The sequence below is a fragment of the bacterium genome (assembly GCA_031082185.1).
Taxonomy (GTDB): Bacteria; Sysuimicrobiota; Sysuimicrobiia; order Sysuimicrobiales; family Humicultoraceae; genus VGFA01.
Genome location: JAVHLI010000001.1, coordinates 332,914 through 358,362, shown reverse-complemented (window position 1 = coordinate 358,362; position 25,449 = coordinate 332,914). Strand labels below are relative to the sequence as shown.

Below are 25,449 nucleotides of genomic sequence, written 5' to 3'. Positions count from 1 at the left end.
CTCGCTCACGCGCGCGCGAATACGGCGACGATGTTCTGACCGCCGAAGCCGAAACCGTTGACCATGGCGACACCGACCTCCATGCGCCGGGCCACGTTCGGCACGCAGTCCAGATCGCACTCCGGATCCTGCCGTTCGAGGTTGATGGTGGGAGGGACAACGCCTTCGTGGATTGCTTTGACCGCAACAAGCGCGCCTAAAGCGCCGGCTGCGCCCATAAGGTGCCCTACCATGGACTTCGGAGCGCTGACCGCGACGCGGTCCGCGCGGTGCCCCAGAGCCTGCCGGATCGCGCGGGCCTCGGCCACGTCGCCAACCTCGGTGGCCGTGGCGTGAGCGCAGATGTAGTCCACGTCATCCGGGGAGAGCCCAGCGTACTGCAGCGCGCGAGTCATCGCCCGTGCCGCCCCGCGGCCCTCGGGATCGGGCGCGGCGACGTGGTACGCATCGGCGGTAACGGCGCCCCCCATGGCCGCGGCATAGATCCGCGCCCCTCGGGCCTCTGCATGGTCCCGGCGCTCCAGCACCAGCGCGACCGATCCCTCCCCGAAGACGAACCCGTCCCGGTTCAGATCGAAGGGCCGACTGGCCCGTTCGGGCTCGTCGTTGCGCCTGGACAGGGCCCGCATGTTCGACATCGCGGCAAACGAGAGGGGAGTCAGCGCCGACTCGCACCCGCCGGCGATGATAACGTCCGCCTCACCGTCCCGGATCAGCCGGGCCGCGTCCACCACCGCGAGCACACCCGCCGCGCACGCTGCGGTCGAGGTGAGGACCGGACCGCGAAGCCCCAGCGAGATCGAGATCTGGCAGGAGGCGATGTTGGACATCATCATCGGGACGAACAGCGGACTCACGCGGCGTGGGCCGCGTGAGTCCAGCACGGCCTTCTCCCGCTCCATCAGTCCGAGCCCGCCGCCGCCGGTGTTCATCACCACGCCGATCCGGTCCGCCTCGGCCTCCCCCACGTTCAGACCCGCGTCCGCGAGCGCCTCGGTAGCGGCCGCCAGCGCGAACTGCGCAAACCGTTCCAGGCGGCCGGCCATCTTGCCGTCCACGTACCGTGACGGATCGAACTCCTTCACCTCGGCGGCGATCTGCACCGGGAGCCCCGAGGCGTCGAACTGCGTAAGGCGTCCGACGCCGGACCGGCCGGCACACAGGGCCTGCCATGTGGCGGACGCGCTCAAACCTACGGGGGTGACGGCCCCCAGGCCGGTTACAACCACATCGTCGCGGGGGGAACTCACGAGGTTATGGTATCAGAGTTCAGCGGGGGGGAGTAACCCCACCGCACGAGTCTGTTCTTGCGTATGGCGTCACTATTTGCAAGAGTGCCTGCGTTTGGTACGAGGATCCTATCCCTGCCGGTTACAGAGGGGGACCGCGGCCCGGGCCGACTTCCCGGACGGAAGGTACCGCGACACCAGGCGAAGAAGCCACATGGAGTGAGCCCCCGCCCCAAGTCCGTCAGGAGGATTCCATGACGCACCCCGTTGCAATCATCGGCGTAGGCTGGGCCGGCTTCCGGCCTGTCACACCCGAGGCCTCCTACAAGGAGTTGATCTACGAAGCCGCGGTCCGTGCCTACGCCGATGCCGGCGTGAACCCACGGCGCGACGTGGACAGCTTCGTGACCGTGTCCGAGGACTTCCACGAGGGCACGAGCATCTTCGATGAGTACGTGCCCGACCAGATCGGCGGGGCGCAGCGACCCGTACACACAATCACCGGCGACGGCCTGCACGGGCTGGCTGCCGCGGTGATGCAGATCCTGACCGGCCGGTTCCGGGTCGTAGTTGTGGAAGGACACAGCAAGGCCAGCAACATCCTCACCCTTCCGCACATCACGGCCTACGCGCTGGACCCGATCCTCAACAGGCCGCTGGCGGCCAACCCGCTCGCCGTGGCCGGGCTGGAGGCCTGCCGCTACACGCACGAGTCCGGGGCGACGCGCGAGCAATGCGCGGCGGTGGTCACAAAGAACCGGCGCAACGCGCTGCGCAACCCTGCCGCCGCGTACGGGGCCGACCTCCGAACCGAGGACGTGCTGGCGTCCGAAGCAGTGGCCTCACCGCTGGCCCGTCTGGAGATCAGCGACCACGCCGACGGCGCGATCGTCATCGTCCTGGCAGACGCCGAGACCGCCGGGCGCCTCTCGCCCCATCCTGCTTGGATACGCGGAATCGGCTGGGCCAACGACAGCCCCTCGCTGGAGAGCCGGTGCTGGGCCAGGGCAGTGTACGCGGAGCGGGCGGCGGCGATGGCGTACAAGATGGCCGGTATCGGTAACCCGGCGGAAGAGATCCAGTTCGCCGAGGTGGACGACACCTACGCTTACAAGGAACTCCAGCACCTGGAGGCACTGGGGCTCTGCGCCCAAGGGAGGGCCGGACCGCTTACCGTGGAAGGCGCGACTGCCCCGGACGGATGCCTGCCGGTCAACGTATCCGGCGGGAGCCTGGGAGTCGGCCACCTGCTGGAGGCCTCCGGGCTGGCACGCGTCCTGGAAGTGGTGCTGCAGCTGCGGGGGCAGGCGGGCTCCCGACAGCTCGGCGATGTCCACACCGGGCTCGCTCAGTCCTGGCGCGGGGTGCCCACTACCGGCGGCGCCGTGGCTGTGCTGAGCAACCAGTTGGGCGGGAGGGAATCATGAGCATGCGACGCGTCGCCGTGGTAGGCGCCGGAATGACCCGGTTCGTGCGGCGGGCCATGGAAACGCCGAAAGAACTGGCCTGGCACGCCGCCCGGATGGCCCTGGACTCCTGCGGGCTCACGCTGAACGACGTCGGCGGCGTCTGCATCGGCAGCGCGCCCGACGCCTTCGACGGCGTGCACATGAAGGGCGAGTACCTCTCTGACGGGAGCGGGGCCTGGGGCAAGCCGGTGATGCGGTCGTACGTTGGAGGCGGAACCGGTGTGTTCCTTGGCCCGCACGGCTGGTACCACGTCGCCAGCGGCCTGTTCGACGTGGTGCTGGTGGTCGCCGAGGAGAAGATGTCGAGCTTCTACCCGCACGCCCAGGCGGCGTTCCTGACCATCTTCGACCACACCACCGAGCGCCCGCTGGAACCCAACCTGCTGTGGATCTTCGCCCTGGAGATGAACCGCTACATGCAGGCCTACGGCATCTCCAAGCGCGACATCGCGCAGGTCGCCGTGAAGAACAAGCGCAACGCCGCCGACCACCCGTGCGCGATGCTCGGTGAAGCCAACATAACGGTTGAAGACGTCTTGAATTCCGAGGTGTTGGCCTGGCCGGTGCAGCGCCTCGACGTCAGCCCGGTCAGCGATGGAGCGGTCGCCATCGTCATGGCCGCCGAAGGCGTGGCGGAGCGGATCACCGACCGGCCAGTGTGGGTGCAGGGAGTGGGCTGGAACCTCGACACCGCCTACTGGACCAACCGCGACCTGGCCTACCCGGAGTACGTGGAGCGGGCCGCGCGCATGGCGTACGATATGGCCGGAGTGCGTGAACCCCGGAAGGAGATCCACATCGTCGAGCCCTACGACCCGTTCGACTACAAAGAGCTACACCACCTGGAAGGACTGCTCCTCGCCGACCGCGGCAAGGCGCCGGAGCTGACCGCTCAGGGCGTGACCGCGCGCAACGGGGCCATGCCGGTCTGCCCGTCCGGCGGCCTGCTCGGAGTAGGCAATCCGATCACCGCGGCCGGCCTGATGAAGGTCGCGGAGCTCTTCTGGCAGTTGCGCGGCGAAGCAGGAGCACGCCAGGTACCGGGGACGCCTGAGCGCGGCCTGGCCCAGGCCTGGGGCGACCTGATGCAGGTGGGAACAGTAACGATCCTGGGCACGCAGCGGCCCGCGTGAGCGAGGGGTGAGGAGATGACCCAGCGGATTGCGTCCTACCCGGGCACCGCCCTCAGCGAAGAGGATATCGAGCAGGGACGCGTGCTCTCCGTCCACGACCGGCTCCGGGCCGACTATGCCTGGGATGCGGGCTTGGCCGTCGGCCTGTACCTCGATGGCCTGAAGGCAGGCGTGATCCTAGGGGTCCGATGCACCCGGTGCGAGCGCACGGTCGTGCCGCCGCGCGCGTTCTGCGAGCAGTGCTTCGCCCCGATGGACGCCTTCGTGCCCCTCTCAGACGTCGGAACCGTGAACACCTTCTCGCTGTGCTATGTCACCTGGGACGTGAAGCGGATCGCCGAACCACTGATCCCCGCGGTGATTGACCTGGACGGCACGTCGCCGCCCGCGGGCATCATGCACCTGATGGGCGGGGTCGCCCCGGACCGGGTGCACATCGGTATGCGGGTCCGTGCGGTGTGGAAGCCCGAGCGGGCGCGCCAGGGCGCCATCACCGACATTCGGTACTTCAAGCCGCTGAGGAGAGGATAACCATGCCGCTTGATCCCACGCTGCACGCGGACGATCTCCGGACCTGGCATGGGAGCATGCCCGTAGCCAGCCGCTACACCCTCGGCCCGGCAGGCGAGCGGTTCTTCCGCGCAATGAAGGACGAAGCCCGCATCCTGGGAACCCGCTGCGGACGGTGCAACCTGACCTATGTGCCGGGAAAGCTGTTCTGTGAGCGGTGCTTCGACGAGCTGACGGATTGGATAGAGGTGGGGCCATCGGGCACCGTAGAGGCGGTAACGGTGGTGCACCTGGACCTGGATGGAACCCTCCTCGACCCTCCCTTGTTGATGGCGCTGGTACGACTGGACGGCGCCGATACCGTACTCTACCACCGACTTAGCGGCGTGGATGCGGCCGATGCGAATATCGGCCTGCGCGTGGAGGCCGCCTTCAGGCCCGCGGAGGACCGGACGGGCTCGATCCTGGACATCGCGCACTTCCGACCGCTGGGCTAACGGCGGGGTGGCGGCTGCTCCTCCACGATGCGGCGCATCTCCTCCAGCAGCCGGAGGGTGTCCATCTCGAAGGTTTCTTGAATCAACGCGAACTTGGCCTGCTGTTCAGGGGTGAGCGCGGCGGTGATCATCTGAAGCTGGCGCCGCCTGCCCGACTCCATCTCGGTGCGCAGCAGGTTGAGCTCGGAGACCTTGACCCGTATGGCCTCCTCGTCACGGGGCTGCTGCGCGGAAAGCTGCCGGATCTCCCGCCGCAGCAACGGTACCCGCCGGCCCATCTCCATCCGGATGGCTTTGAGCGCCTTGAGTCGGGGCAGTATTCGGGTGATCTGCCCCTCCGTGAGATCGAGCTCGTCCACCAGGCGCCATATGAAGATCGCCTCGATGATCCGCTCTCCCCGCGGCGGCGGCGGCTCCTGCCCTACCGCGGGCAGAGCCAGCGCCATCATCACGACCAGGAGCGCGGGCGCAAGGCGGCGCAAGGCGGCCACTCTCACTACCTCGTCCTTCGGTCCACGACCGCGTCGGTTTCGTGAGCCAGCCCGGCGCGCCAGATATCGAGCATCTCGCCCAGTGAGGGAAGACTGGAAGTCATCGTTGCGGTCACCAGCCCGCGCGCGCGAATCAATACGGGATCAGGCGGGGGCGGGATGGTCCGGACCGCCGCGAAGACCGCCAGCACCGTGACCGCGGTAACCACGGCCGTGCCCAGCGCGTGGCGCGGGGAAGCCAGCCACCGCCGGAGGCGGGCGCCTGCCGGCACCCTCTCCTCCTCGATGCGGTCGGCAATCCGCCGCATGAACTCCTCCCAGAAACCGGGCGGCGCGACAAACCTGCCCCCGGCACGCAGGCGCGAAGCAACGGCTTCCAGCGAGACTGCCTCGTCGCGGCAGCGGGCGCACGAAGCCAGATGGCCGGCGACGTCGACGCGTTCGTCCGGCGGCACCGTCCCGGTCACCCCTTCGACCAGGCGCTCCAGCACCTCTGCGCAGCGGTCCGTCATGGGGCGCGGACGCCCTCCTCGACCAGCGCGCGGCGCAGCTTGCGCAGCGCCGCGAACATCGTTGCCTTCACCGTGCCCTCGGAGCAGCCCATGATGCGGGCGATCTCCTGGTAGGGCAGATCCTGGTAGAGCCGCAGGACGGCCATCGCCCGCTGGCGCGGTGGCAGTTGGGCAACGGCGCGCGCCACCAGACGTCCGGCCTCCCGGCCCTCGGCCTCGTCCTCCGCGGCCGGGATACCGCTGCGATCGCGCGCGCCGTCCTCGTCGTCAAGCAGGGGCAACCTGGAGGACCGGCCGCGCAGGTCCAGGCAGAGATTGACCGTAATGCGGTACAGCCAGGTGTAGAGTTGCGACCGGCCGTCGAATCGCGGCAACGCCCGGTGCGCGCGGATGAACACTTCCTGGGCGACGTCCGCGGCGTCCTCGTGACTGCCGAGCATGCGGCGCGCCACGCGGTAGACGCTCTCCCGGTACTTGATCACGAGCGCCGTGAAGGCGCTCTCCTCCCCGCGCGCGAAAGCCCGGAGCAGTTGCCGGTCCTCAGCGTCCACGCCCGCCCCCTCTGTACCCATTGTGTGACGGTCGGAATGGCACCTTAGGTTTACTGGACCGCCTCCAGCACCACCTTCGCCCGGTCCGCCACCGCCGCCCAGTCCAGGTTGCGGAAGAACGCGTCCACGTACGCCGCCTTCGCGGTCTGGTAGTCCAGGTAGTACGCGTGCTCGAAGACGTCCAGCGCGACAACGACCGTCGCATTCCAGATCGGGAAGGTATTCTGCTCATCCCCGATGTAGTTGAACAGCCGCATCGTGTCCCAGTCAAACGCGGTCCAGGCCCAGCCTCGGGCCGCGATCGCGGTGGCCTTCAGATCGCGCTGCCAGTCCTCGAAGCTGCCGAAGTCCCGCTCGATCATGCTGAGCAACTTGCCCGACGGCTTCCCGCCCCCAACACCCAGGTGAGAGAAGTAGATCTCGTGGTTCTTCACGCCGCCGACGGCCCGCGTAAGCTCGACCTTGAGCTCGCGGATCTCGGAGAAGGTAGGGTTGGCCTTGGCCGGGTCCTTGTCGAGGGCGGCGAGCTTATCGTGGATCTCGTTGGCCTTGTTGACGTAACCCTGATAGAGCTTGTAATGCTCCTCCATGGTCTTCTTCGAGATGCCGTCCAGCTCTACGTCAAACGAGCGGAACTTCTTGGGCTCGTACTTTGGATATGCCATCTTGCTCACCCCTTCTGGCGCGCAGCGCCGGTACTCTGTACCTGCACAAGGTGAAACGCGGTGCCCACCTTGTGTATGCCCGCTACCCCATCACCCCATCAAGTGCGCCGGCCGCGTGCATAAGACGGCCGCCAACCACGGTCGCCAGCACCCTGACCTGCAACAACTCCTCGGGCGGGCCCGCGTACGGGTCGCGGTCGAGCACAATGAAGTCGGCCGCGCTCCCGGGACGAAGTGCCCCCTGCCACCCCTCGGTCCCGGCGGCGTAGGCGGCACCGGTGGTGTAGGCACGGATGGCTTCCTCCAGAGGGATGCACTCCTCTGGATACCATGCGCTGCGGTCCTTCCCGTGCTCGCGCCCGTGCTCGCGACGACGGGTGACCGCCGCGTACATCCCCCGCCACGGATCCGGCGTCTCCACCGGCGCGTCCGATCCGAAAGCCAGGGCCGCGCCGCTGGCGGTGATCGCTCGCCATGCATAGGCCCACCGTGCGCGCGGTCCCCAGTAGCGCTCGGCGATCTCGCGATCTTCCGTGGCATGGATCGGCTGCATCGAGGCCACCACGCCGATCCGTGCGAGTCGCGGCAGATCGTCCGGGTGCAGGAGCTGCACGTGCTCTATGCGGTGGCGGGCTCCCAGGCGCTGCGATGCGGCCTGGTGGCGCTCGAAGACGTCGAGGACTTCTCTGTTGGCGCGGTCGCCTATGGCATGGATCGCGGTCCACAGCCCGGCATCGATCGCGCGGGCCACCAGATGGTCCAGCTCGGCGGGCGACCGCACCTGCACTCCCAGGTTGCCCGGCTGGCCGTCATAGGGCGCAAGCATGCTGGCGGTCTGCGATCCCAGGGCACCGTCGGCGAAGATCTTGACCGGCCCAACGCGCAGCATCTCATCGCCCAGGCCCGTGCGCATCCCACAGGCCGCGGCGGCCTCCAGGTGCCGGTCGGGCAGGGTCGCGACAACGCGTACACCCAGATCGCCACGCGCATGCAGGCGTTGGAGCGTCGCGAAGCCCTCGGGGCCCTCGGTCGTGGTGCCCGTGAAGGCGTGCACTCCGGTAATCCCAAAGCGGTGAAGATCGGCGACTGCCTCCAGCGCGGCCCGCTCACGCATCCCGGGAGTCGGAGGCGGCACGACCCGCCTTACAAGCGCGGCGGCTTCTTCCTTGAGGATGCCGTCGGGCTCGCCCGCGGTATCACGGCCTACCACGCCTCCAGGCGGGTCAGGAGTATCGCGCGTGATCCCGGCCGCCCGCAGGGCCGCTGAGTTGACCCAGAGCAGGTGGCCGTCCTTGCTCGCCATCACCGCGGGCCGGCCGGCCGTGGCCGGATCGAGATCCCCTCGCGAGGGAAAGCGATCTTCGGGCCACGTGTTCTTGTCCCACCCCCGCCCCAACACCCAGGCATCCGCCGGCAGGCGTGCGGCCGCGGCAGAGACGAGCCGGGCGGCTTCCCCGGGCGACCCGGCTTCGCGCAGTTCCACCTCGAGCAGGCTGAAACCGTAGCCGATGAGGTGGAGGTGCGCATCAATGAGCCCGGGGAAGACCGGCAGCCCCCCAAGGTCCACGCGACGCGCACGGGGGAAAGCGGCGGCCACTTCGGCGGCGCCTCCGACGGCCAGCACGCGGCCGCCGGCGACGGCCAAGGCGCCTCCCCGCGATACCGGTCCGCCGTCGGGCCGCACGTCCGCGGGCGCGAATATCGTGACGGTCATCTGTCGGATGCCTCCAGTTCCCGCATCAGGTTGGCCATCTGGATGGCCGCGTGGGCGGCATCGGCTCCGAGGTTAACCCTGCCTCCGGCGCGAGAGGCGGCCTGCTCGGGTTCAAACACCGCCAGCACCTCGTTGATCACCGGAACACCGGTCTCCAGCGAGACCCTGGCGATCCCTGCCGCGGCCTGTTGGGCCACCAGGTCGAAGTGCAGCGTGTCTCCCTTGATGACGCATCCCAGGCAGATGACGGCATCGTAACGGCGCGCACTGCGCCGCCCGGCGCCGTCCTCCCCGGACGCCTCCCCCGGCACCTTGGCCGACGCCTCGGCCATGCGTCGGGCGACCAGGGGGATTTCCAGCGCGCCGGGCACCCAGGCCACGTCCACACGCGTCGCCCCCTGCGCCGTCAGAACCTCCAATGCCCCATCGAGCAGGCGCTGCGTGATCGGTTCGTTGTACCGGCTGACCACTACCGCGAAGGCCAGCCCGGCGGCGTCGCCTCCGCCGCGAAAGGTCGTTCCCATTTGGATCATCACCCTTCCATCACCAGACCCGGCCATCCCTCACTCGATGCTGAGGAGGTGCCCGAGGCGGTGGCGCTTGGTCTTGAGGTAGGCATAGTTCTCGCTGGTGGGTGTGGTTTCCAGCGGCACGCGTTCCACGACTTGAATGCCGTACCCTTCGAGGCCCGCGCGCTTCTGAGGATTGTTGGTCAGCAGCCGTATGCGCTTCAACCCGAGATCGGCCAGGATCTGCGCGCCTACGCCGTAGTCGCGCGGATCCGGCGGGAATCCCAACAGCTCGTTGGCCTCCACGGTGTCCGCGCCCTGGTCCTGGAGCGCGTAGGCCTTGATCTTGTTACCCAGCCCGATGTCGCGGCCTTCCTGCCTGATGTAGACGATCGCGCCGCGCCCCTCGCGCTCAACCGCCCGCATTGCCGTCTGCAACTGCTCGCGGCAGTCGCACCGCAGTGATCCGAAGACCTCGCCGGTCAGGCACTCCGATTGCACCCGCACCAGTGGCGGCGCACCGTCGTCTAGGATACCCTTAACCAGCGCCAGGTGGTGCGAGCCGTCGAGCGTGTTCTCGTATACCACGGCGGAGAACTCCCCGATTGCGGTGGGCAGGCGGGTCTGCCCTTCCCGCCGCACGAAGGGATCGTGCCGCAGCCGGTGCCGGATCAACTCTCTAACCGTCAGCATCTTAAGGCCGTGGCGGGCCGCAAACTCGCGCAGCTCCGGGAAGCGCGCCATGGCCCCGTCCTCACCCACGATCTCGCAGATCACCCCAGCCGGTTTCAGCCCGGCCAGGCGGGTCAGGTCAATCACTGTCTCGGTGTGCCCGGCGCGGCGCAGCACGCCCCCCGGAGCTGAACGCAGGGGAAAGACGTGTCCCGGGCGGGCCAGGTCGTCGGGGCTTGTGTTGCCGTCCCCTTCGGCTCCGGCCAGCAGCCGAATCGTCAGCGCACGATCGTGTGCTGAGGTGCCGGTCCCGCCGCGGCGCGCGTCCACCGAAACCGTGAACGCGGTCCCGTGTTGGGAGGTGTTCTCGGTCACCATGATGGGAATCCGCAGTTCATCGCACCGCTCGGGGGTGAGCGGCGCACAGATCAGTCCGCGCGCGTGCATCATCATGAAGTTTATCGCCTCGGGCGTAGCGAACTCGGCGGCCATGATGAGGTCGCCCTCGTTCTCGCGGTCTTCGTCGTCCACGACCACGAGCATCCGCCCGGCGCGTAGCTCCTCAACCGCTTCGGCCACCGAGGCCTGCGGGAACGCCGCCTTGCCTGTCAGGTCGTCCACCGCCCCGCCACCCCTTCCAGCAGCTTTTCCACGTGCTTGGCCAGGATGTCCACCTCGATGTTCACCCGGCCGCCCACGCCCCAATGCCCCAACGTCGTTACGGCCAGGGTGTGCGGTATCAGCGCAATCGCAAACCCAGGTGCGTCCGTGATCGCTGCGGCGGTGAGACTGACACCGTTCACGGCGACGGAGCCTTTCTCCACCAGGTAGCGCATGAGCGCCGGCGGCGGCGCAATCTCCATCCACACGCCCTCGCCCTCCGGCTTGATCGAGGTGATCGTGCCCACACCGTCCACGTGTCCCTGGACTATGTGTCCTCCCAGGCGCTGGTCAAATCGCAGCGGCCGCTCCAGGTCCACCGGATCCCCCGGTTGCAGCCCGCCCAGCGTGGTCCGCCGCAGCGTTTCGGCCACCACGTCGGCCGCGAACGACCGGCCCTCGAGGTCCACGATCGTCAGACACACGCCGCTGACGGCGATACTCTCCCCTACGCGAGCGCCGTCGAGCACCGCTCCTGCCCGCACCTTCAGGCGCACACCATCGGCGTTACCGGTAATGCTTTGGATCTTGCCGAGCTCTTCTACCAGGCCTGTGAACATCGAGCTTCCACCTTCCCTTCGATTGATATGTCCTCTCCCAGCCTCCGAGTGCGCACCTCCGACAGCCGTACGGCCCCGGAGACGCCCGCGAGTCCAGGGCCGTCCACCGGGGTAGCTGCCAGGGATCCACCGATCAGTCGAGGCGCCACGAGTGCGATCACCTTGTCAACGACGCCGGCGGCAAGCGCGGAGGCGTTCACGGTTCCGCCGCCCTCAACCAGGACGCTGAGCACCCCCCGACGCCCCAACTCCTCCATGAGAGCGCGCAGGTCCACTCCCTGCGGCGCCTGATCTAAAACGAGCACCTCCACGCCGGCCCGCCTCATCGCCTCGACCTGAGCAGGGGGTGCCGCTGCCGTCGTGGCAATCAGGGTCGGCGCTTCGGCCATGCCCGCGACCACGCGCGCCTCCAGTGGGGTGCGCAGTCGCGAGTCCAGGACCACGCGCAGCGGATTGCGGCCGCCGCTCAGCCTGCACGTCAGTTGGGGATCGTCGGCCAGTACGGTCTGCACTCCCACCAGCACCGCGTCGTGGGTGTTGCGCAGGGAGTGCGCGTACTGCCGCGCCGCTTCGCCGGTGAGCGCGGTCGCGCTCCTGCGATCAGCGCCGATCTTGCCGTCCAGACTCATCGCCCACTTGAGCGTTACGAAAGGCATTCCGGTCCGGCGGTGCTTGACGTAGGGCTCGTTCAGCCGCTGGGCCTGGTCCTCGAGCAGGCCGACTTCCACCTCGATGCCGGCTTCACGCAGCCGCGCGATACCCCTGCCGTCCACCCGGGGATCGGGATCGCGCATGGCGGCCACGACGCGGCGGATGCCAGCATCAATCAGCGCCTCGGTGCAGGGACCGGTGCGCCCGGTGTGAGCGCACGGTTCGAGGTTCACGTAGAGGGTGGCGCCGCGGGCGCGGTTGCCCGCCCTGCGAAGGGCAACGATCTCGGCGTGATCGGTCCCGGCCCTGGCATGATGGCCGCGGCCGACCACCACGCCGCCGGATGCGATGACCGCTCCGACCAGCGGGTTCGGACTGGTGCGACCCGCCGCCCGCCGCGCGAGCCGGAGGGCCTGCTGCATCATCCTGTTGTTGTCGTGGTGCGTTTCCATGGACAAACGCTCACGCCCGGGGTCCAGAGACCTCCGGGCGCAGGTGTAGTGGAACGGGGGTTCGGGCTGGAGGCCGCGGCTCACACATAGCGGGCCGTCGGTCCCGGCTACCGAATCCCGGGTTCCCCTTCTGACCTTCTTCCATCCGGACTATACCGTCGGCCCCGGAGTCTCACCGGATCTGCCTGGCTGCTTGTTCAGCCGGGCTCGCGGGCTGTACCGCCGATCGGGAATTGCCGGCACTTACGCGCCGGCTCACCCTGCCCTGAAGGCCTGCTATTCGATTGAACTACAAGTACAGTTTACCACCGAACGAGGTCCCGGGCAACACAAACCGCCGCGTCAGGAAGGCATCCGTCTGCTTGTATGCGAAATACACGAGCCATGAAGCACGCCGCCCCACCGCCGCGGACCGCTTTCCTACCCCGCGAGAAGGCCATCATCGAAACCCACCGCACGCCCCGGCAGGTCCAGCGGTTCCTCAATGCCGTGCGCTACAACCACCACCGCGTCGGAGCCACCCTGCGGTCGTTCCGCGAGGTGATCCGCGAGGGTGAGTCGCACTGCATGGAGTCGGCGCTGGTGGCGGCGGTGATCATGGAACAACATGGATACCCACCGCTCGTGGTGAGCCTGGAGTCGCAGGACAACCTGGATCACGTGCTCTTCGTCTTCAGGCGGCGCGGACGGTGGGGCGCCGTGGCACGATCCCGGGACGCCGGGTTGCACGGGCGCAGACCGGTCTTTCGGTCAATCCGCGACCTTGTGTGGAGCTACTACGACCCCTATGTGGACTTCACCGGACGGCTCACCGGCTACTCACTGGTAGACCTCCGCGACCTGGGAGACTACGACTGGCGGTTCAACCGGCGCAACATGTGGAAGCTGGAGCGCCACCTGATTGTCGCTCCGCACATGCCGCTGCGTTCATCCGACGCGCGCTACCGGCACCTGCTGCGGCAATATAGGGAGTTCCGGCGCCGCCACCCCGATGCGCCGGCGGTCTACTACCGCGGACGGGAGCGCTGGATGTAGCAGCATCCCCACAACCAATCGGGCCGCTTCCTCCAGGTTCCTTGGATCCACGATGGCCGGCAGGTCGGTCGGTCGGTGGTAGTGCGGATCCACCCCGCGGTGCAGGAGGACGGCGGGGATCCCCACCCGCTCGAAGCTGGCATGATCGCTGCCCGCCATCCGGAACCGGCTGGCGGAGATCCCAAGCGCCCGCGCCACCTCGATCGCGGCGTTCACCATGGCCTCGTCGCGTCCCGGCGAGCTGCCCGCCATCAGGGTGCTCCCCCATCCCACCATGTCTATGTTGATCATGGCAACGACGCCCCTCCGGCGCTCGTCCGCGAACGCGACCGATCCGAACAGGCCCAGCTCCTCTGCCGCGAACAGGACGAACTGTACGGTGCGCGGGGTGGGCGTACCGGCAAGCACGCGCGCCGCCTCGAGCACGACCGCAACCCCGGACGCGTTGTCGTTGGCGCCGGGACTACCCGGCACCGAGTCATAGTGAGCCCCGACCACTATGATCTCCTCTGGTCGCGCCACGCCCCGCTTGGTGGCCACAACGTTTACGGTAGAGCGCGTCTCGAGCACCGCGTCCACGAGCAGGCGGACACGGAGACGCCCCTGCTGCGCCGCCTCGATCAGGCGGACGCCGTCTTCGTTGGAAATCGCCACGGCCGGAATACGCGATGGTTGGGTCAGCACCCCTGCCATGATTCCTTCGGGCTGGTTGTTGTAGATCACCACTGCCACAGCGCCGCGCGCAGCCGCGTTGGTCGCTTTATCGCCGAAGGTGATCGAGCCGCGGGCCACCAGCGCGATCGCACCTGTAACCTGCCGCCCCTCGTAGTCCAACGGCCGGCCCAACCCGACGTGCACGACGTCGGCCTCGAGGCCTCCGGGCGCGCTGGGCGCTGAGTAGAAGAACGCCATGGCAGGTACCGGACGGGAGGCCGCGCCCAACTGCTGCAGCTCGACCCGCCGTGCCTCGAAGTACGGGAACCGGAACGAATGGAGGTCTACCTGATACCCGAACTGGCGGAACTGCGCTGCCAGGTACTCCGCGGCCTGACGCTCGGATGGCGTCCCAGTGGGTCGGGGCCCGATCACGCCTGCGAGGTGCTGCACGTGCGCAAACGCCGCCTCGCCCGACGGCGCCGCCGGCTGCCCCATGGCCGGCGCGGGTGCAAGCGCACAGACGGCGAGCACGAGCAGGATCGAAACGACGCGACGACGCAGGAAGTGCATCCGGTCACCTCTTCTGTTTCGGCTACTGCGGCGGGGCAAGCTCCGCGATCCGGCCGCCGGTCACCCTCACCAAATCGGGCGGGGTGATGGGGAAGATCGCATTCGGCGTGCCGGCCGCCGCGTAGACGATCTCGTACGCGAGCAGGTCTTCGTCTATGTACGTTTCCAGCGGCGTGGCGTGCCCCACGGGTGGGACGCCGCCGATCGCAAACCCGGTGGCCGCGCGGACCCGCTCGGCGTCGGCGCGTTCGATCCGCGCAGCACCGGCGGCGCGGGCGAGCTTCCCCGCATCTACCCTGTTCTTGCCCGAGGCCAGGACCAGCACCGGCAGCCCGTCCGCCAGGAACACCAGGGACTTCACGATCTGGCCGAGCGTGGTGCCGATCGCGCCGGCCGCATCCTGCGCCGTGCGCGTTCCCTGCGGGAACTCCTGTATCTGCACGGAGAGGCCCAGTGCAGATAGCGCCTGGTGCACGCGATCGGTGGCGGAAGACATCACCGGCCTACTGCCGGGTCGGGAACCGGCCCAGGAGCGCCTCCTGCACGATCGCCTTGACCTCCGGGCCGAACTCCTTGCGCAGGATCCATTCCAGGAACCCCCGATCCTTCTCCGCCAGATCGCGCAGGGACCGGCCGCGCACACCGTCCGGCCCGAACATCAAGACTGCTTCCCCGCGCTCCCACACGAACTTTCCATCGGGATCTATCGCGTTGGGATCGCGCGGGTTGAACAGGTCTGCGAGTTCCTGCGGGGCTCTCGGCAGGTCGGGATAAGCCGCGAGTTGGGCGTCTAGGATCTCCACGCACGCCTCAACGTCCACCTGGGCGCCGTGGGCTCCCTCCAGCTCCCTGCCGCAGTAGTACCTGAAGGCGGCGGTCAGGTCGCGCGGTTCCTTTCGGTGGAAGATCACCTGCGCGTCCACGACCGCGCGGCCCTCCATATCCAGGCGCGCGCCGGCCATCGCCAGTTCGCGGTGGAGCACCGGAATGTCGAACCGTTGGACGTTGAAACCGGCCAGATCGGCGTCTCCGATGAAACCCACCACCTCGGCGGCGATCTGCGCAAACCGCGGCACTCCGGCCACATCGGTGTCGGTGATCCCGTGTATGCGGGTGGAAGCGGGAGGAATCGGCATCCCTGGATTCACTCGGCGGGTCAGCGTTTCACGCCGGCCATCGGGATGGACCTTTGTCAGGCCAATCTCTACGATGCGGTCGGAAGCGGGGTTGACGCCCGTGGTCTCCAGGTCGAGAAAGACGAGCGGGCGGCGCAAGGCCAGGTGCTTCATCGCCCGAGTGACCCGCCGCAACCGGTCGGCATCAGTACGCCCGCGCGTAGTACACAGTTGCGGTCGAGGGTTTGCCACACGCCGGACAGGTCCCCTCCGGGGCGTCGTGCAGCGGGGTGACCCGCGGCGAGGCGCCTGTCCTCTCGCGGATGGCGTCCTCGCACGCCTGCTCCTGGCACCACCCGGTGCGCACGAACCCACGCCGGTCCCGGATCGCTTCCGCGAGCTGCTCAATCGTCTCGGCGGAGACCGTGTGCTCATCCATGAACGCCTTGGCCCTGCCGAAGTAGTCCTTCTGCACGTCCTCCAGCGCCGCGAGCACAACCTGCTCGATGCCGTCCTGCGCGACGGTCGTCTTGCCGCCGCCGGTCCGCTTCACCATCACCGCGGCGCCGGCTGCCACGTCCCGCGGCCCGATCTCCAGGCGGAGCGGCACGCCCCGCATCTCCCATTCGTTGAACTTCCAGCCGGGCGTGTACTCATCGCGGTCGTCCAGCCGCACTCTCGCCACCTTCCCCAGGCGATCCGCGAGCCCCCGGGCGGCGGCCAGGACGCGCTCATTGCCCTTGCCGAGGATCGGAACGATCACAACCTGGATCGGCGCGATGCGAGGCGGCAGGCCCAGCCCACGGTCGTCGCCATGCGCCATGATGAGCGAGCCGATCAGGCGCGTCGAGACCGCCCACGAGGTGGACCAGACGAACTTCTCGGTGTTGTCGCGGTCGAGGAACTTCACGCCGAAGGCCTTGGCGAAGTTCTGGCCGAGGAAGTGGCTGGTTCCGACCTGCAGGGCCTGGCGGTCGGGCATCAACGCCTCCAGCGTGTAGGTCCAGTCGGCACCGGCGAACTTCTCGGTCGGCGACTTGCGGCCCACCAGGACGGGGATGGCCAGCACGTCCTCGAGCAACTGCCGGTAGATCTCCAGGATTGTCAGGCACTCCTGGTCGGCCTCCTCCAGCGTGGCGTGCGCCGTGTGCCCTTCGTGCCAGAGGAACTCGCTGGTCCGCAGGAACAGCCGTGTGGACTTCTCCCAGCGCACCACGCTGTTCCACTGCAGCAGCAGCACCGGCAGGTCGCGGTACGACTGGATCCACTTGGCGTACATCGGCAGGATGATCGCCTCGGAGGTCGGCCGCACCGCCAGCCGTTCGGCCAGTTCCTCATCGCCGCCGTGGGTTACCCAGGCGACCTGGGGAGCGAATCCCTCAACGTGCTCGGCTTCCTTTTTGAGGAACGACTCAGGGACGAACAGCGGGAAGTAGGCGTTGACGTGACCGGTCGCCTTGAACCGCTCGTCCAACCAGCGCTGGATGCCTTCCCACAGCGCGTAGCCGTAGGGCCGGATGACCATGCACCCGCGCACCGGTGAGTAGTCGGCCAACTCGGCCTTGAGGGCGACGGCGGTGTACCAGTCCGAGAACTGCTCGGACTTGCTGGGAATCTCCTTGACAAACGTCTGGCCCTCGGTTGACATACATCCCCCTGAAACGATATGGCCCCCCACCCCAAGGGACGGGAGGCTCCCGCGGTACCACCCTTGTTCCGGCCCGGCGCCTGCGGCGGAGGACCGGCACTTGCCGCGTTTATCGGGCGCGCCCGGCGGCTTTCTCGGCCGCGGCTCAGGGGTGGGTTGGCCCCGTCATCGCCAACTGTACGGTGAGTCTAGCATGGCGCAGAAACAGCGGGCAAGGTCTCTGCTTTCCTCCTACGAACCGTGCGGAATACGGCGTAGGTCGTATGGGGTTTCCTGGTACACGTAGTAGTTCAACCAATTCGAATACAACAGATTGGCGTGCCCCCGCCAGCGAACAACCGGCGGCCGGTCGGGGGCGTCATCCTGGTAGTAGTTCCTGGGGATTGTAATCGGCAGCCCTCGCCGAAGATCGCGCTGGTATTCCCCGTGTAGGGTTAGCGAGTCGTACTCCGGATGGCCTAGAACGAATACCTGATGGCCGTCGCGTGAGATGATTAGATAGACCCCGGAGCCCCTCGACTGAGACAGGATCTCCAGATCTGACACCCGCGCAATGGCCTCGCTCTCCACCTCGGTATGGCGAGAATGCGGCGCGTAGAATGTGTCGTCAAAGCCACGCAGCAGCTTGATGTTCTGGCGGGTCACATAGTGTTCGAAGACCCCAAACTGCTTCACGGGAAGGGGATGCTTGGGAATCCCGTAGTGATAGTACAGTGCCGCCTGCGCTCCCCAGCAGATGTGCAGCGCGGCAAATACATGGCTGAGTGACCAGTCCATGATCTCCTGCAACTCCTGCCAGTAGTCAACCTCCTCGAACGGCAGATGCTCGACGGGCGCACCGGTGATCACCAACCCGTCAAACTTGCGCTCACGTATCTGGGCGAAAGGCTGATAGAAGGCCAGCAGGTGCTCTGCAGGAGTGTTCTTGGGCTGGTAAGAGTCGGGATAGAAGAGCGTGATGTTGATCTGCAGCGGCGTGTTTCCCAGCAGGCGGAGAAGCTGGGTTTCGGTGGCGATCTTTGTCGGCATCAGGTTGAGCACGGCGATCTCGAGGGGTCGGATATCTTGGTGCAGGGCCCGTCGCTCTTCCATCACGAAGATGTTCTCGCTCATCAGCACGTCCTTGGCCGGCAGGTCGTCAGAGATTCGTACTGGCATTGCCCACCTCATCTCGCCCTCTTTCCACTAGGCGGTAGAGCAGAAGGGCGCATGGCACGCGCTCAGGCATTCAAAGCCTGGTCGAGATCCCAAAGAATGTCCTCAATGTCCTCCAGTCCAACACTAAGCCGGACGAAGTCAGGTGTGACTCCCGCCGATGCCTGCTGCTCAGGCGTGAGCTGGCTGTGGGTCGTGCTGGCGGGGTGGATGGCAAGGCTCTTGGCGTCGCCAACATTGGCCAGGTGGCTGAACAGTTTGAGACTGTTGATAAACTTGCGGCCAGACTCGATCCCGCCTTTGATGCCGAAACCCAGGATCGCGCCGGCGCCCTTCGGCAGGTACTTCTGGGCAGCAGAATAGTATGGGCTGTCAGGCAGAGAGGGATAGGAGACCCAACTGACCCTCGGGTGCTGTGTCAGATACTTGGCAACCCGTTCCGCGTTCCTGACGTGCCGCTCCATGCGCAGACTGAGCGTCTCCAGCCCTTGCAGGAACAGCCACGAATTGATCGGAGCCTGGCAGGCCCCGATATCACGCAGAATCTGCACGCGCGCCTTCAAGATGAACGCCGGCGCACCCAAATCCGCGTACTTCAGGCCGTGGTAGCTGGGGTCGGGCGTCGTGAAGCCCGGGAAGCGCCCGCTGGCCTCCCAGTCGAAGTTGCCCCCATCCACAACAATTCCGCCGATGGACGTCCCGTGACCGCCGATGAACTTGGTGGTAGAGTGCGTCACGATGTTCGCTCCCCACTCAAATGGGCGGCACAGGTAAGGGGTCGCGAAGGTGCTGTCGATCACCAGCGGGATGCGGTGTGTACGGGCGATTGTTGCAACTTCGTCAAACGGAAAGACATCAATGCCCGGATTCCCCAGGGTCTCACCGTAAAGAATCTTGGTATTGGGACGGATAGCGCGCTGGAAGTTCTCGGGGTCCTTGGGGTCAACAAAGGTCGCATCGATTCCCAGCCGTGGGAACGTGTAGGCGAACTGATTGTAGGTGCCGCCATACAACGTCGAAGAGGAAACAATGTGGTCTCCGGCGCCGCATAACGTCAGGATGGCAAGCGTCTGGGCGGCGTGACCGGAACTGGCCGCCAGCGCGCCAACACCGCCTTCCAGGTCGGCGACGCGTCGTTCAAAGACATCGCTCGTGGGGTTCATGATGCGGGTGTAGATGTTGCCGAACTCCTCCAAGGCGAAGAGACGGGCCGCATGGTCCGTGTCCTTGAAGACATACGAGGTGGTCTGATAGATCGGCACTGCGCGTGAGCCCGTCGTTGGGTCGGGCTCCTGCCCAGCATGAAGCTGGCGAGTATTGAAGCCGAACTGCCGTCCTTTCTCGCCAAGTGTCATGATGCTAGCAGCCCCTTTCGATTGGCCGGCAGATGGCCGCAGCAAAAAACCCCTCCACTTCCTGCTCTTGGAGGGGGTTCATCCCTCTTATCCGCCGGAACTAGTTCCCGCGGGGGTTGGCACCTTACCTGACTGGCAGGTTGCCGGGGGTCATCGGGCCCGTCCCTCACCCACTCTTGATAAGAGCAGCTATTCAGTTAGGCGCGATAATAGCACGCGCTCACAAACGCGTCAATCGAACCTCAGGTTGGTGCCCTATCGCCCCTCCCACCACACGTTCCAGAATGCGTGCCCGGGCTGTCCGGTGTAACCCTTCAGCTCCTTCCGGTGCAGGTGCAGTGGGAAGTAGTCGCCGTACTTGATAGCCGGCACGTCCTCCCAAAACAGTCGCTGCGCGCGCTTCCAGATATCCATGCGGACCTTCGGGTCGGTGTGCCGGGCGAGCAGCGTCATCATCGCCTGCATGTCGCGGCTCTCGTACCAACCCGGCCAGGTCGAGCTGAGCACCAGCACCTGCGTGGGGTCAGGGAAGGTGAGCTGCGCTGTGTTGAGCGCGTCCCAAAGCTCCGGCCGCGCCCGACGCGAGATCAGCGTCGCCCAGTCCACCACCTGGAAGTCGAACACGAAACCCGCCCGCTCCAACATCGGCTTGGCGATCTGGGCCGAAATCCCGTAGGCCTGGTACTCCATGGTGGTCATCCACTTGATCGGCTCGCCGCGGTACCCCGCCTCGGTCAGGAGCTGGCGCGCCCGCTCGGTGTTCTTCTGGTTGTACCGCTCCTTGCCGACGTCGGTCCACATGTAGTGCGGCTTCGGGAGCAGCGCCGGATCCAGACGCCAGAACTTCGGGTTGCCGAACGTCCCGCGCATGATCGCTTCCATGTCCAGGGCTGCCAGCCATGCCTGCCGCATCTTGGGGTTGACAAACGGACCGGACCGCTTGTTGAACACGGTGGTCAGCCACAGCGGCACCGGCGGGACAAAGGGCACCAGGTTGGGATCGCCCTGCAGCCTTGTGAAGTCATCCTGGGGCACGCTCTCGGCGAACTGGAACTCGCCGCGCGTGACGCCGGCGATGCGGACGGCTACATCGGGAACGGGCACGATGTAAATCGAGTCGAAGTATGCCACCTTGCGGCCCGCGAACCCATCGGGCTCCTCACTCCGCGCGCTGTACCCGTCGAACCGATCGAGCCGTACGTGCCGGTCGGGTGCGTACTCGACGAATCGGTATGGTCCGGTACCGATGAAGCGGCGAACGGGTCCTGCCCCGGCCTCCTCGATGACCTCCTTAGGATAGATGACCGCCCCCTGCAGCGCTAAGGCCAGGTCCACCAGGACCAGCCCGTAGGGTTCCTTGAGTCTGAGCACGATGGTGTGGGCGTCCGGCGTAGACAGCGACTGGGTCACCGCGAACAGCGCCCGGCCGCGCGTGGACAGTCGACCCCAACGCGAGAGCGAAACCACCACATCGTCGCCGTTCAATTCCCGGCCGTGGTGGAAGCGCACGCCCTTGCGCAGATTGAACGTGTAGGTCAACCGGTTCGGGCTGATCTTCCAGGTGTCAACCAGCATCGGCTTCGGCGCAAACCCGCTGTTCAACGTGAAGAGCCCCTCGTAGACGTGCAGCATGATGTCCTGGACGATGAGCGCCGTGGTCGTGTGCAGGTCCAGGGTGGGCGGCTCACCGATGTGCGCCATGCGAAGAACCCCTCCGCGGCGGGGCTGCTGCGCCCCTGTGGGGGTGGTCGGAATCGCCACCAGCGTGACGACGAGCGCCAGCACGAAGATGCGAAGCGCCAAGCGTGTCAATATCCTACCTCCTCTGCAGGTGTTACCCTAAAGTACGCTGTTTTTGCCACGTGGACAAGTGCACCTTGTTGACGGCCCGCATGCGGCCCTGCTAGGTTGGGGGCTGGTTACCGGAGGCGTGACCCGGCGCCGCCGCTCACCCGTCCGCGCGATGAGACTCTCGCGACAAGACTCTAGGAGGCCCCTCCCTAATGAGCCTCGAACAGATCCTGGCACTGGCGATCTTCATCGCGACGTACGCCCTCGCCCTGAGCCGCCGGATCAAGATCGCCTACGTGTCGCTGACCGCGGCGGTGCTGCTGGTCGCGCTGCGCATCCTGACGCCGCACGAGGTCCTCACGCAGGCCCTGAAGTGGGACGTTCTGGGCATCTACTGGGGCTTCATGATGGTCTCGATAGCCTTCATGGACAGCGGGGCTCCAAAGCTCCTGGCGGAGCGCATCCTGAAGGCCGCCCACGCCGAGAAGCACGCCATCCTCTACCTGGCCGCCTCGACCGCGTTCCTGTCCGTCTGGATGGAGAACGTGGGCGTGGTTCTGATGATGGCGCCGATCGCGCTGGCGATCAGCAGGCGGCTGAACACCTCCCTCTTCCCGTACATGGTCGTCATAGGAATATCGTCCAACGTCGTCACGACCGTGACCATGGTGGCAGACCCGCCGTCAATCATCCTTGCCATCGAGACCGGGATGAAGTTCATGGACTTCTACTGGTTCCAGGGGCGGATAGGGCTGGGAACGCTGACGGTCGTCGCGGTCATCGCGGCGTTGCTCACCCTGCTGTTCCAGTTCCGCCACATGTCCAGGCGGATTGACCTGGCGGTGGACGAGGTGCCGGTCACCTACGGGGCGACGGTCCTGTTCGTGGTCTCGGTCGCAATCCTGGCCTTCGGCCACGGGCGCGGCCTCTCGCCCGGGATCGTAGGCGTGGCGGCCGGCGGCGCTGCGCTGTTGCTCAACCGCCGGCGGTTCCGCGCGATGTTCGTCGAGTTCGACTGGAACTCGTTCGCCTTCATCATGGGCATCTTCGTGGTGGCGCACTCGCTGCGGTCCACCGGGCTGCTGCGGGAGTTCGCGGGGCTGCTGCACGGGGCAGGGCTCAAGACGCCTGCTCTGGCCATGGGCGCCCTGATCTGGATCTCGGTGGCGATCTCTTCGTTCGTGGACAACGTGCCGTTCACGGTGTTGATGATTCCGGTGGCCCAGGACCTGGCCGGGCTGCTGGGGACGAGCGCGTGGCCGCTGCTGTTCGGAATGCTGGTCGGCACCGGCAGCGGCGGAAACATTACCCCGGTCGGCGCCACGGCCAACGTCTTCGCCTGCGGCTTTCTGGAGAAGCACGGCGAGCGGGTAGACCTGGGCCGCTACATGAAGATCAGCGTGCCCTTCACCCTGGTGGCCGTGGGCGTAGCCCACATCCTGCTCTACATCCTCTGGCTGCGCTAGCGCGCGCTGTGCGCGTGGATCCAGGTCATGGCCGCCTCGGTGGCCGCGTCCTGCGACGCCCGTTCGGCACCAGGCGGCGGCAGCGGCGGGCCGATCCGCACAGCCACCCGGCCGGGCCTGGGAAACCAAGCACCCAGAGGGAAAACCCGCCCAGTCCCCGCGATCGCAAACGGAATCAACGGCACCGTGGCGCGTGAGGCCAGCAGCGCGGCGCCACGAAGCCCCGGGCGCCCATCCGGATGTGGGGTCACGCGGCCTTCAGGGAAGACCGCCACCTTGCGCCCCGCCGCCAACGCGCGCAGCGCCTCGCGCACCGCACCGGAATCCACCTCGCCGCGGCGCACCGGTATGCACCCGTAGGTCCGCATCGCCCATCCCACCGCGGGCAGCGCGAAGAACTCCGCCGCGGCTAGAAACAGCAGGCGCTCGGACACGGCCGCGGCCAGAAACAGGGGGTCCAGCGCGCTTGGGTGGTTGGCGACGAGGACCGCAGGGCCTGCGGGAAAGCGTTCGAGGCCTTCGACCCGGAAACAGAAGAGGGGTCTAAGGAGGGCCCGCACGGCAACCCACCACGCCCAGAACAGCCGAGTCTCGCGCGGCCAGTGGTGGCGGCCCAACGGCTACTCGCTGCCGTCCGTTCCCGCGGGCACGCGCGCCCGGACGGGAAGCAGCATCGCTTCGATCTGCTCGAGGTGCGCCAGCATGGCCAGTTCGGCCGCGCCACCATCCCGCCGGCGGATGGCCTCCATGATGAGCCGGTGCCCGCGCAGCGAATGCTGCGGCCGGCCCCGTCCCCGAAGCGCCCGCTCGCGGTCATCGCGCAGCAGGTGCATCAGCAACTCGACTACCATCAGCGCCACCTGGTTGCGCGCCGCACGCGCAATCAGGCCGTGGAAGGCGCCTCCCGCCTCGACGCGGGCCGCCTGGCCTGCGAGGATCGCCTCCAACTGGCGTACCTCGTCGGGTGTCGCGCGCAGGGCGGCCTGACGGGCCAGGGCGGGTTCAATCACTTTGCGGAAGGCCATGACATCGGCCACGAGGTCGGGACTGACCCACAGTGCCGATGCGATGGGCGCCACCACTCCGGCGGCAGAGAGTTCCCGAATCACCGTGCCGTGGCCCTGCCGGGGCTCAAGCAGGCCGGTCGCTTCCAGCGTGCGGATGGCATCGCGGACCGAGGTGCGGCTTACGCCCATGGCCGCGGCCAGTTCGCGCTCGGGCGGGAGCTTATCTCCGGGTTTAAGCCGCCCCTCGGAGATGAGGCGCCGAATACGCGCCGCCACCTCTTCGTAGATCTTCGTGCGGCGCACGGGCTGTGGATTGGTCCGATGGTCCGACATCTGCAGGCAGGGCAATTGTCGCGCGTCGTGAAGAGACTGTCAACGAAACACACTAGCCTCCGGACGAGGTGGACGATGGAGCGGAGATACGTGCAGGGCCTGGTACTGATAGTCGTCGGTGTCGTCCTGCTGCTGGCCATGCGGGCGTACCCCATCGGTGACCAGAGCGTCCTGGTCGTCGGTGCGCTCCTGTTGGTGGCCTATGCCTTTACGGGCAGGTACGGCCTCCTTGTGCCGGCCGGGATCCTGACCGGGCTGGGCGCCGGCATCGCGGCGCGCGACTGGGTCGGCGCCGATCGCGCGCCGGTGCTGCTCGGGCTGGGCGTCGGCTTCCTGTTCGTCTACGTGGTGGATCTTGCGAGGAGCGGCAGGCAGGCCGCCGAATGGTGGCCGCTCGTCCCGGGCGGGATCCTCGTGGCAGTCGGGCTGCTGCGGGTCTTGCGGGGCGCAGGCATTATGCAAGTGATGGCCGCATGGTGGCCCATGCTGCTGATCGTGCTTGGGATCTGGCTGCTGGTGCGACGGAAGGCGGTCGCCTGACTCTCGCCTAGCTCTGCCCCATGGCTTCCAGGTACTCCCGCAGGGCCTGCTCATCCAGCCCTGCCATCCTGGCGATGCTAGAGAGTTTTGGCAGCGCCCACGTGCTCGTGCTGTCAACGAGCACCTCGTGTTCCGAGCGCCCGGGAAGAGTGATGGACGCGCTCACCACCGCGATCCTATCATCGTGGCTGACGACCTGCCCCCTGACGTACACCTCGGTGCCTGTCGGCACGGGCCTGAGGTAGCGGATCGAGATCTCGCGGGTGACCCCCAGCCGGCCCAGACACGCTATGACGGTCCAGGCCGACACTTCATCCAAGAGCGTCGCGATGATCCCTCCGTGGGCAACCCTGTCGAAGCCGCAAAGGTGCTCGGGGACGGCGTACTTGGTATAGCAGCCCTGCTCCGAGCGCCAGAAGCGAAGGCGCAGCCCGCGCGGGTTGGACGGCGAGCAGCCGAAGCAGTGGCCCGGCCATCTGTTGGTGATCTCAGGGTGGTCCAC

At 67.1% G+C, this 25,449-nt stretch carries 27 protein-coding genes and 2 riboswitches; of the genes, 7 read left to right on the top strand and 20 right to left on the bottom strand.

Annotated features, from left to right (window positions below):
* Positions 1-5 precede the first annotated feature (5 nt).
* Positions 6-1,250: a beta-ketoacyl-ACP synthase II gene (gene fabF / locus RDU83_01845; protein MDQ7839754.1), complete on the bottom strand. Its 1,245-nt coding sequence runs from the start codon at positions 1,248-1,250 to the stop codon at positions 6-8.
* A gap of 233 nt (positions 1,251-1,483) precedes the next feature.
* On the opposite strand from fabF, the gene RDU83_01840 reads away from it, so the two are divergent.
* The 4 genes from RDU83_01840 to RDU83_01825 are packed head-to-tail and all read left to right on the top strand — an operon-like array spanning position 1,484 to position 4,838.
* Complete coding sequence (locus RDU83_01840) at positions 1,484-2,656, top strand: acetyl-CoA acetyltransferase (protein ID MDQ7839753.1); 1,173 nt, start codon at positions 1,484-1,486, stop codon at positions 2,654-2,656.
* Positions 2,653-3,831 (top strand): thiolase domain-containing protein, encoded by a 1,179-nt coding sequence (locus RDU83_01835; protein MDQ7839752.1) that lies wholly within the window; start codon positions 2,653-2,655, stop codon positions 3,829-3,831. The genes RDU83_01840 and RDU83_01835 overlap by 4 nt, the downstream gene beginning before the upstream one ends.
* A 15-nt stretch (positions 3,832-3,846) precedes the next feature.
* A complete protein-coding gene (locus RDU83_01830) occupies positions 3,847-4,362 on the top strand; it encodes a Zn-ribbon domain-containing OB-fold protein (protein ID MDQ7839751.1) in 516 nt (171 codons plus the stop codon).
* A 2-nt stretch (positions 4,363-4,364) separates the two neighbouring features.
* Positions 4,365-4,838: a Zn-ribbon domain-containing OB-fold protein gene (locus RDU83_01825; protein MDQ7839750.1), complete on the top strand. Its 474-nt coding sequence runs from the start codon at positions 4,365-4,367 to the stop codon at positions 4,836-4,838.
* Here the strand turns inward: RDU83_01825 and RDU83_01820 are convergent.
* The 9 genes from RDU83_01820 to ribD all read right to left on the bottom strand — a co-directional run bounded on the left by RDU83_01820 (position 4,835) and on the right by ribD (position 12,275).
* Positions 4,835-5,329: a hypothetical protein gene (locus tag RDU83_01820; protein MDQ7839749.1), complete on the bottom strand. Its 495-nt coding sequence runs from the start codon at positions 5,327-5,329 to the stop codon at positions 4,835-4,837. The genes RDU83_01825 and RDU83_01820 overlap by 4 nt on opposite strands.
* A 5-nt stretch (positions 5,330-5,334) precedes the next feature.
* On the bottom strand, positions 5,335-5,841 hold the full coding sequence (locus tag RDU83_01815; protein ID MDQ7839748.1) for a zf-HC2 domain-containing protein: 507 nt from the start codon (positions 5,839-5,841) through the stop codon (positions 5,335-5,337).
* A complete protein-coding gene (locus tag RDU83_01810) occupies positions 5,838-6,392 on the bottom strand; it encodes a sigma-70 family RNA polymerase sigma factor (GenBank protein ID MDQ7839747.1) in 555 nt (184 codons plus the stop codon). The genes RDU83_01815 and RDU83_01810 overlap by 4 nt, the downstream gene beginning before the upstream one ends.
* 50 nt (positions 6,393-6,442) lie before the next feature.
* Positions 6,443-7,057 carry a superoxide dismutase gene (locus tag RDU83_01805; GenBank protein ID MDQ7839746.1) on the bottom strand — a complete coding sequence of 205 codons (615 nt, stop codon included), beginning with the start codon at positions 7,055-7,057 and terminating at the stop codon, positions 6,443-6,445.
* Between the two features lie 82 nt (positions 7,058-7,139).
* Positions 7,140-8,771, bottom strand: coding sequence for an amidohydrolase (locus tag RDU83_01800; GenBank protein MDQ7839745.1), 1,632 nt, complete (start codon positions 8,769-8,771; stop codon positions 7,140-7,142).
* On the bottom strand, positions 8,768-9,295 hold the full coding sequence (ribH, locus tag RDU83_01795; protein ID MDQ7839744.1) for a 6,7-dimethyl-8-ribityllumazine synthase: 528 nt from the start codon (positions 9,293-9,295) through the stop codon (positions 8,768-8,770). The genes RDU83_01800 and ribH overlap by 4 nt, the downstream gene beginning before the upstream one ends.
* A 39-nt stretch (positions 9,296-9,334) precedes the next feature.
* Positions 9,335-10,573: a bifunctional 3,4-dihydroxy-2-butanone-4-phosphate synthase/GTP cyclohydrolase II gene (locus tag RDU83_01790; protein ID MDQ7839743.1), complete on the bottom strand. Its 1,239-nt coding sequence runs from the start codon at positions 10,571-10,573 to the stop codon at positions 9,335-9,337.
* On the bottom strand, positions 10,561-11,172 hold the full coding sequence (locus RDU83_01785) for a riboflavin synthase (protein MDQ7839742.1): 612 nt from the start codon (positions 11,170-11,172) through the stop codon (positions 10,561-10,563). Before RDU83_01785 ends, RDU83_01790 begins: the two co-directional genes overlap by 13 nt.
* Entirely contained in the window at positions 11,154-12,275 is a 1,122-nt protein-coding gene (gene ribD, locus RDU83_01780; protein MDQ7839741.1) for a bifunctional diaminohydroxyphosphoribosylaminopyrimidine deaminase/5-amino-6-(5-phosphoribosylamino)uracil reductase RibD, read from the bottom strand. Before ribD ends, RDU83_01785 begins: the two co-directional genes overlap by 19 nt.
* A gap of 129 nt (positions 12,276-12,404) precedes the next feature.
* Positions 12,405-12,552: riboswitch (FMN riboswitch) on the bottom strand.
* 107 nt (positions 12,553-12,659) lie between these two features.
* Between ribD and RDU83_01775 the strand changes: the two genes are divergently transcribed.
* Entirely contained in the window at positions 12,660-13,310 is a 651-nt protein-coding gene (locus RDU83_01775) for a hypothetical protein (protein ID MDQ7839740.1), read from the top strand.
* Here RDU83_01775 and RDU83_01770 read toward each other — a convergent pair.
* From RDU83_01770 to RDU83_01740, 7 genes are all read right to left on the bottom strand, one after another.
* Positions 13,203-14,537: a M20/M25/M40 family metallo-hydrolase gene (locus RDU83_01770; GenBank protein ID MDQ7839739.1), complete on the bottom strand. Its 1,335-nt coding sequence runs from the start codon at positions 14,535-14,537 to the stop codon at positions 13,203-13,205. The genes RDU83_01775 and RDU83_01770 overlap by 108 nt on opposite strands.
* A gap of 22 nt (positions 14,538-14,559) precedes the next feature.
* Complete coding sequence (locus RDU83_01765; GenBank protein MDQ7839738.1) at positions 14,560-15,033, bottom strand: YbaK/EbsC family protein; 474 nt, start codon at positions 15,031-15,033, stop codon at positions 14,560-14,562.
* 7 nt (positions 15,034-15,040) lie between these two features.
* Positions 15,041-15,826 (bottom strand): 3'-5' exonuclease, encoded by a 786-nt coding sequence (locus tag RDU83_01760; protein MDQ7839737.1) that lies wholly within the window; start codon positions 15,824-15,826, stop codon positions 15,041-15,043.
* A 31-nt stretch (positions 15,827-15,857) separates the two neighbouring features.
* Positions 15,858-17,300, bottom strand: a complete 1,443-nt coding sequence (gene proS, locus RDU83_01755; protein MDQ7839736.1) for a proline--tRNA ligase — start codon at positions 17,298-17,300, stop codon at positions 15,858-15,860.
* A 231-nt stretch (positions 17,301-17,531) separates the two neighbouring features.
* Positions 17,532-18,458 (bottom strand): homoserine O-succinyltransferase, encoded by a 927-nt coding sequence (gene metA / locus RDU83_01750; protein MDQ7839735.1) that lies wholly within the window; start codon positions 18,456-18,458, stop codon positions 17,532-17,534.
* A 62-nt stretch (positions 18,459-18,520) separates the two neighbouring features.
* Positions 18,521-19,810, bottom strand: a complete 1,290-nt coding sequence (locus RDU83_01745) for an O-acetylhomoserine aminocarboxypropyltransferase/cysteine synthase (protein ID MDQ7839734.1) — start codon at positions 19,808-19,810, stop codon at positions 18,521-18,523.
* Positions 19,811-19,894: 84 nt separating this feature from the next.
* Positions 19,895-19,996: riboswitch (SAM riboswitch) on the bottom strand.
* A gap of 69 nt (positions 19,997-20,065) precedes the next feature.
* Positions 20,066-21,622, bottom strand: coding sequence for an ABC transporter substrate-binding protein (locus tag RDU83_01740; protein MDQ7839733.1), 1,557 nt, complete (start codon positions 21,620-21,622; stop codon positions 20,066-20,068).
* Positions 21,623-21,813: 191 nt separating this feature from the next.
* Between RDU83_01740 and RDU83_01735 the strand changes: the two genes are divergently transcribed.
* Entirely contained in the window at positions 21,814-23,067 is a 1,254-nt protein-coding gene (locus RDU83_01735) for an SLC13 family permease (GenBank protein ID MDQ7839732.1), read from the top strand.
* Here the strand turns inward: RDU83_01735 and RDU83_01730 are convergent.
* Entirely contained in the window at positions 23,064-23,627 is a 564-nt protein-coding gene (locus RDU83_01730; GenBank protein MDQ7839731.1) for a lysophospholipid acyltransferase family protein, read from the bottom strand. The genes RDU83_01735 and RDU83_01730 overlap by 4 nt on opposite strands.
* A 60-nt stretch (positions 23,628-23,687) precedes the next feature.
* Positions 23,688-24,407 (bottom strand): FadR/GntR family transcriptional regulator, encoded by a 720-nt coding sequence (locus RDU83_01725; GenBank protein MDQ7839730.1) that lies wholly within the window; start codon positions 24,405-24,407, stop codon positions 23,688-23,690.
* A gap of 75 nt (positions 24,408-24,482) precedes the next feature.
* Between RDU83_01725 and RDU83_01720 the strand changes: the two genes are divergently transcribed.
* Positions 24,483-24,947 (top strand): hypothetical protein, encoded by a 465-nt coding sequence (locus RDU83_01720; GenBank protein ID MDQ7839729.1) that lies wholly within the window; start codon positions 24,483-24,485, stop codon positions 24,945-24,947.
* A 7-nt stretch (positions 24,948-24,954) separates the two neighbouring features.
* Here RDU83_01720 and RDU83_01715 read toward each other — a convergent pair whose 3' ends face one another.
* A complete protein-coding gene (locus tag RDU83_01715) occupies positions 24,955-25,449 on the bottom strand; it encodes a PaaI family thioesterase (protein MDQ7839728.1) in 495 nt (164 codons plus the stop codon).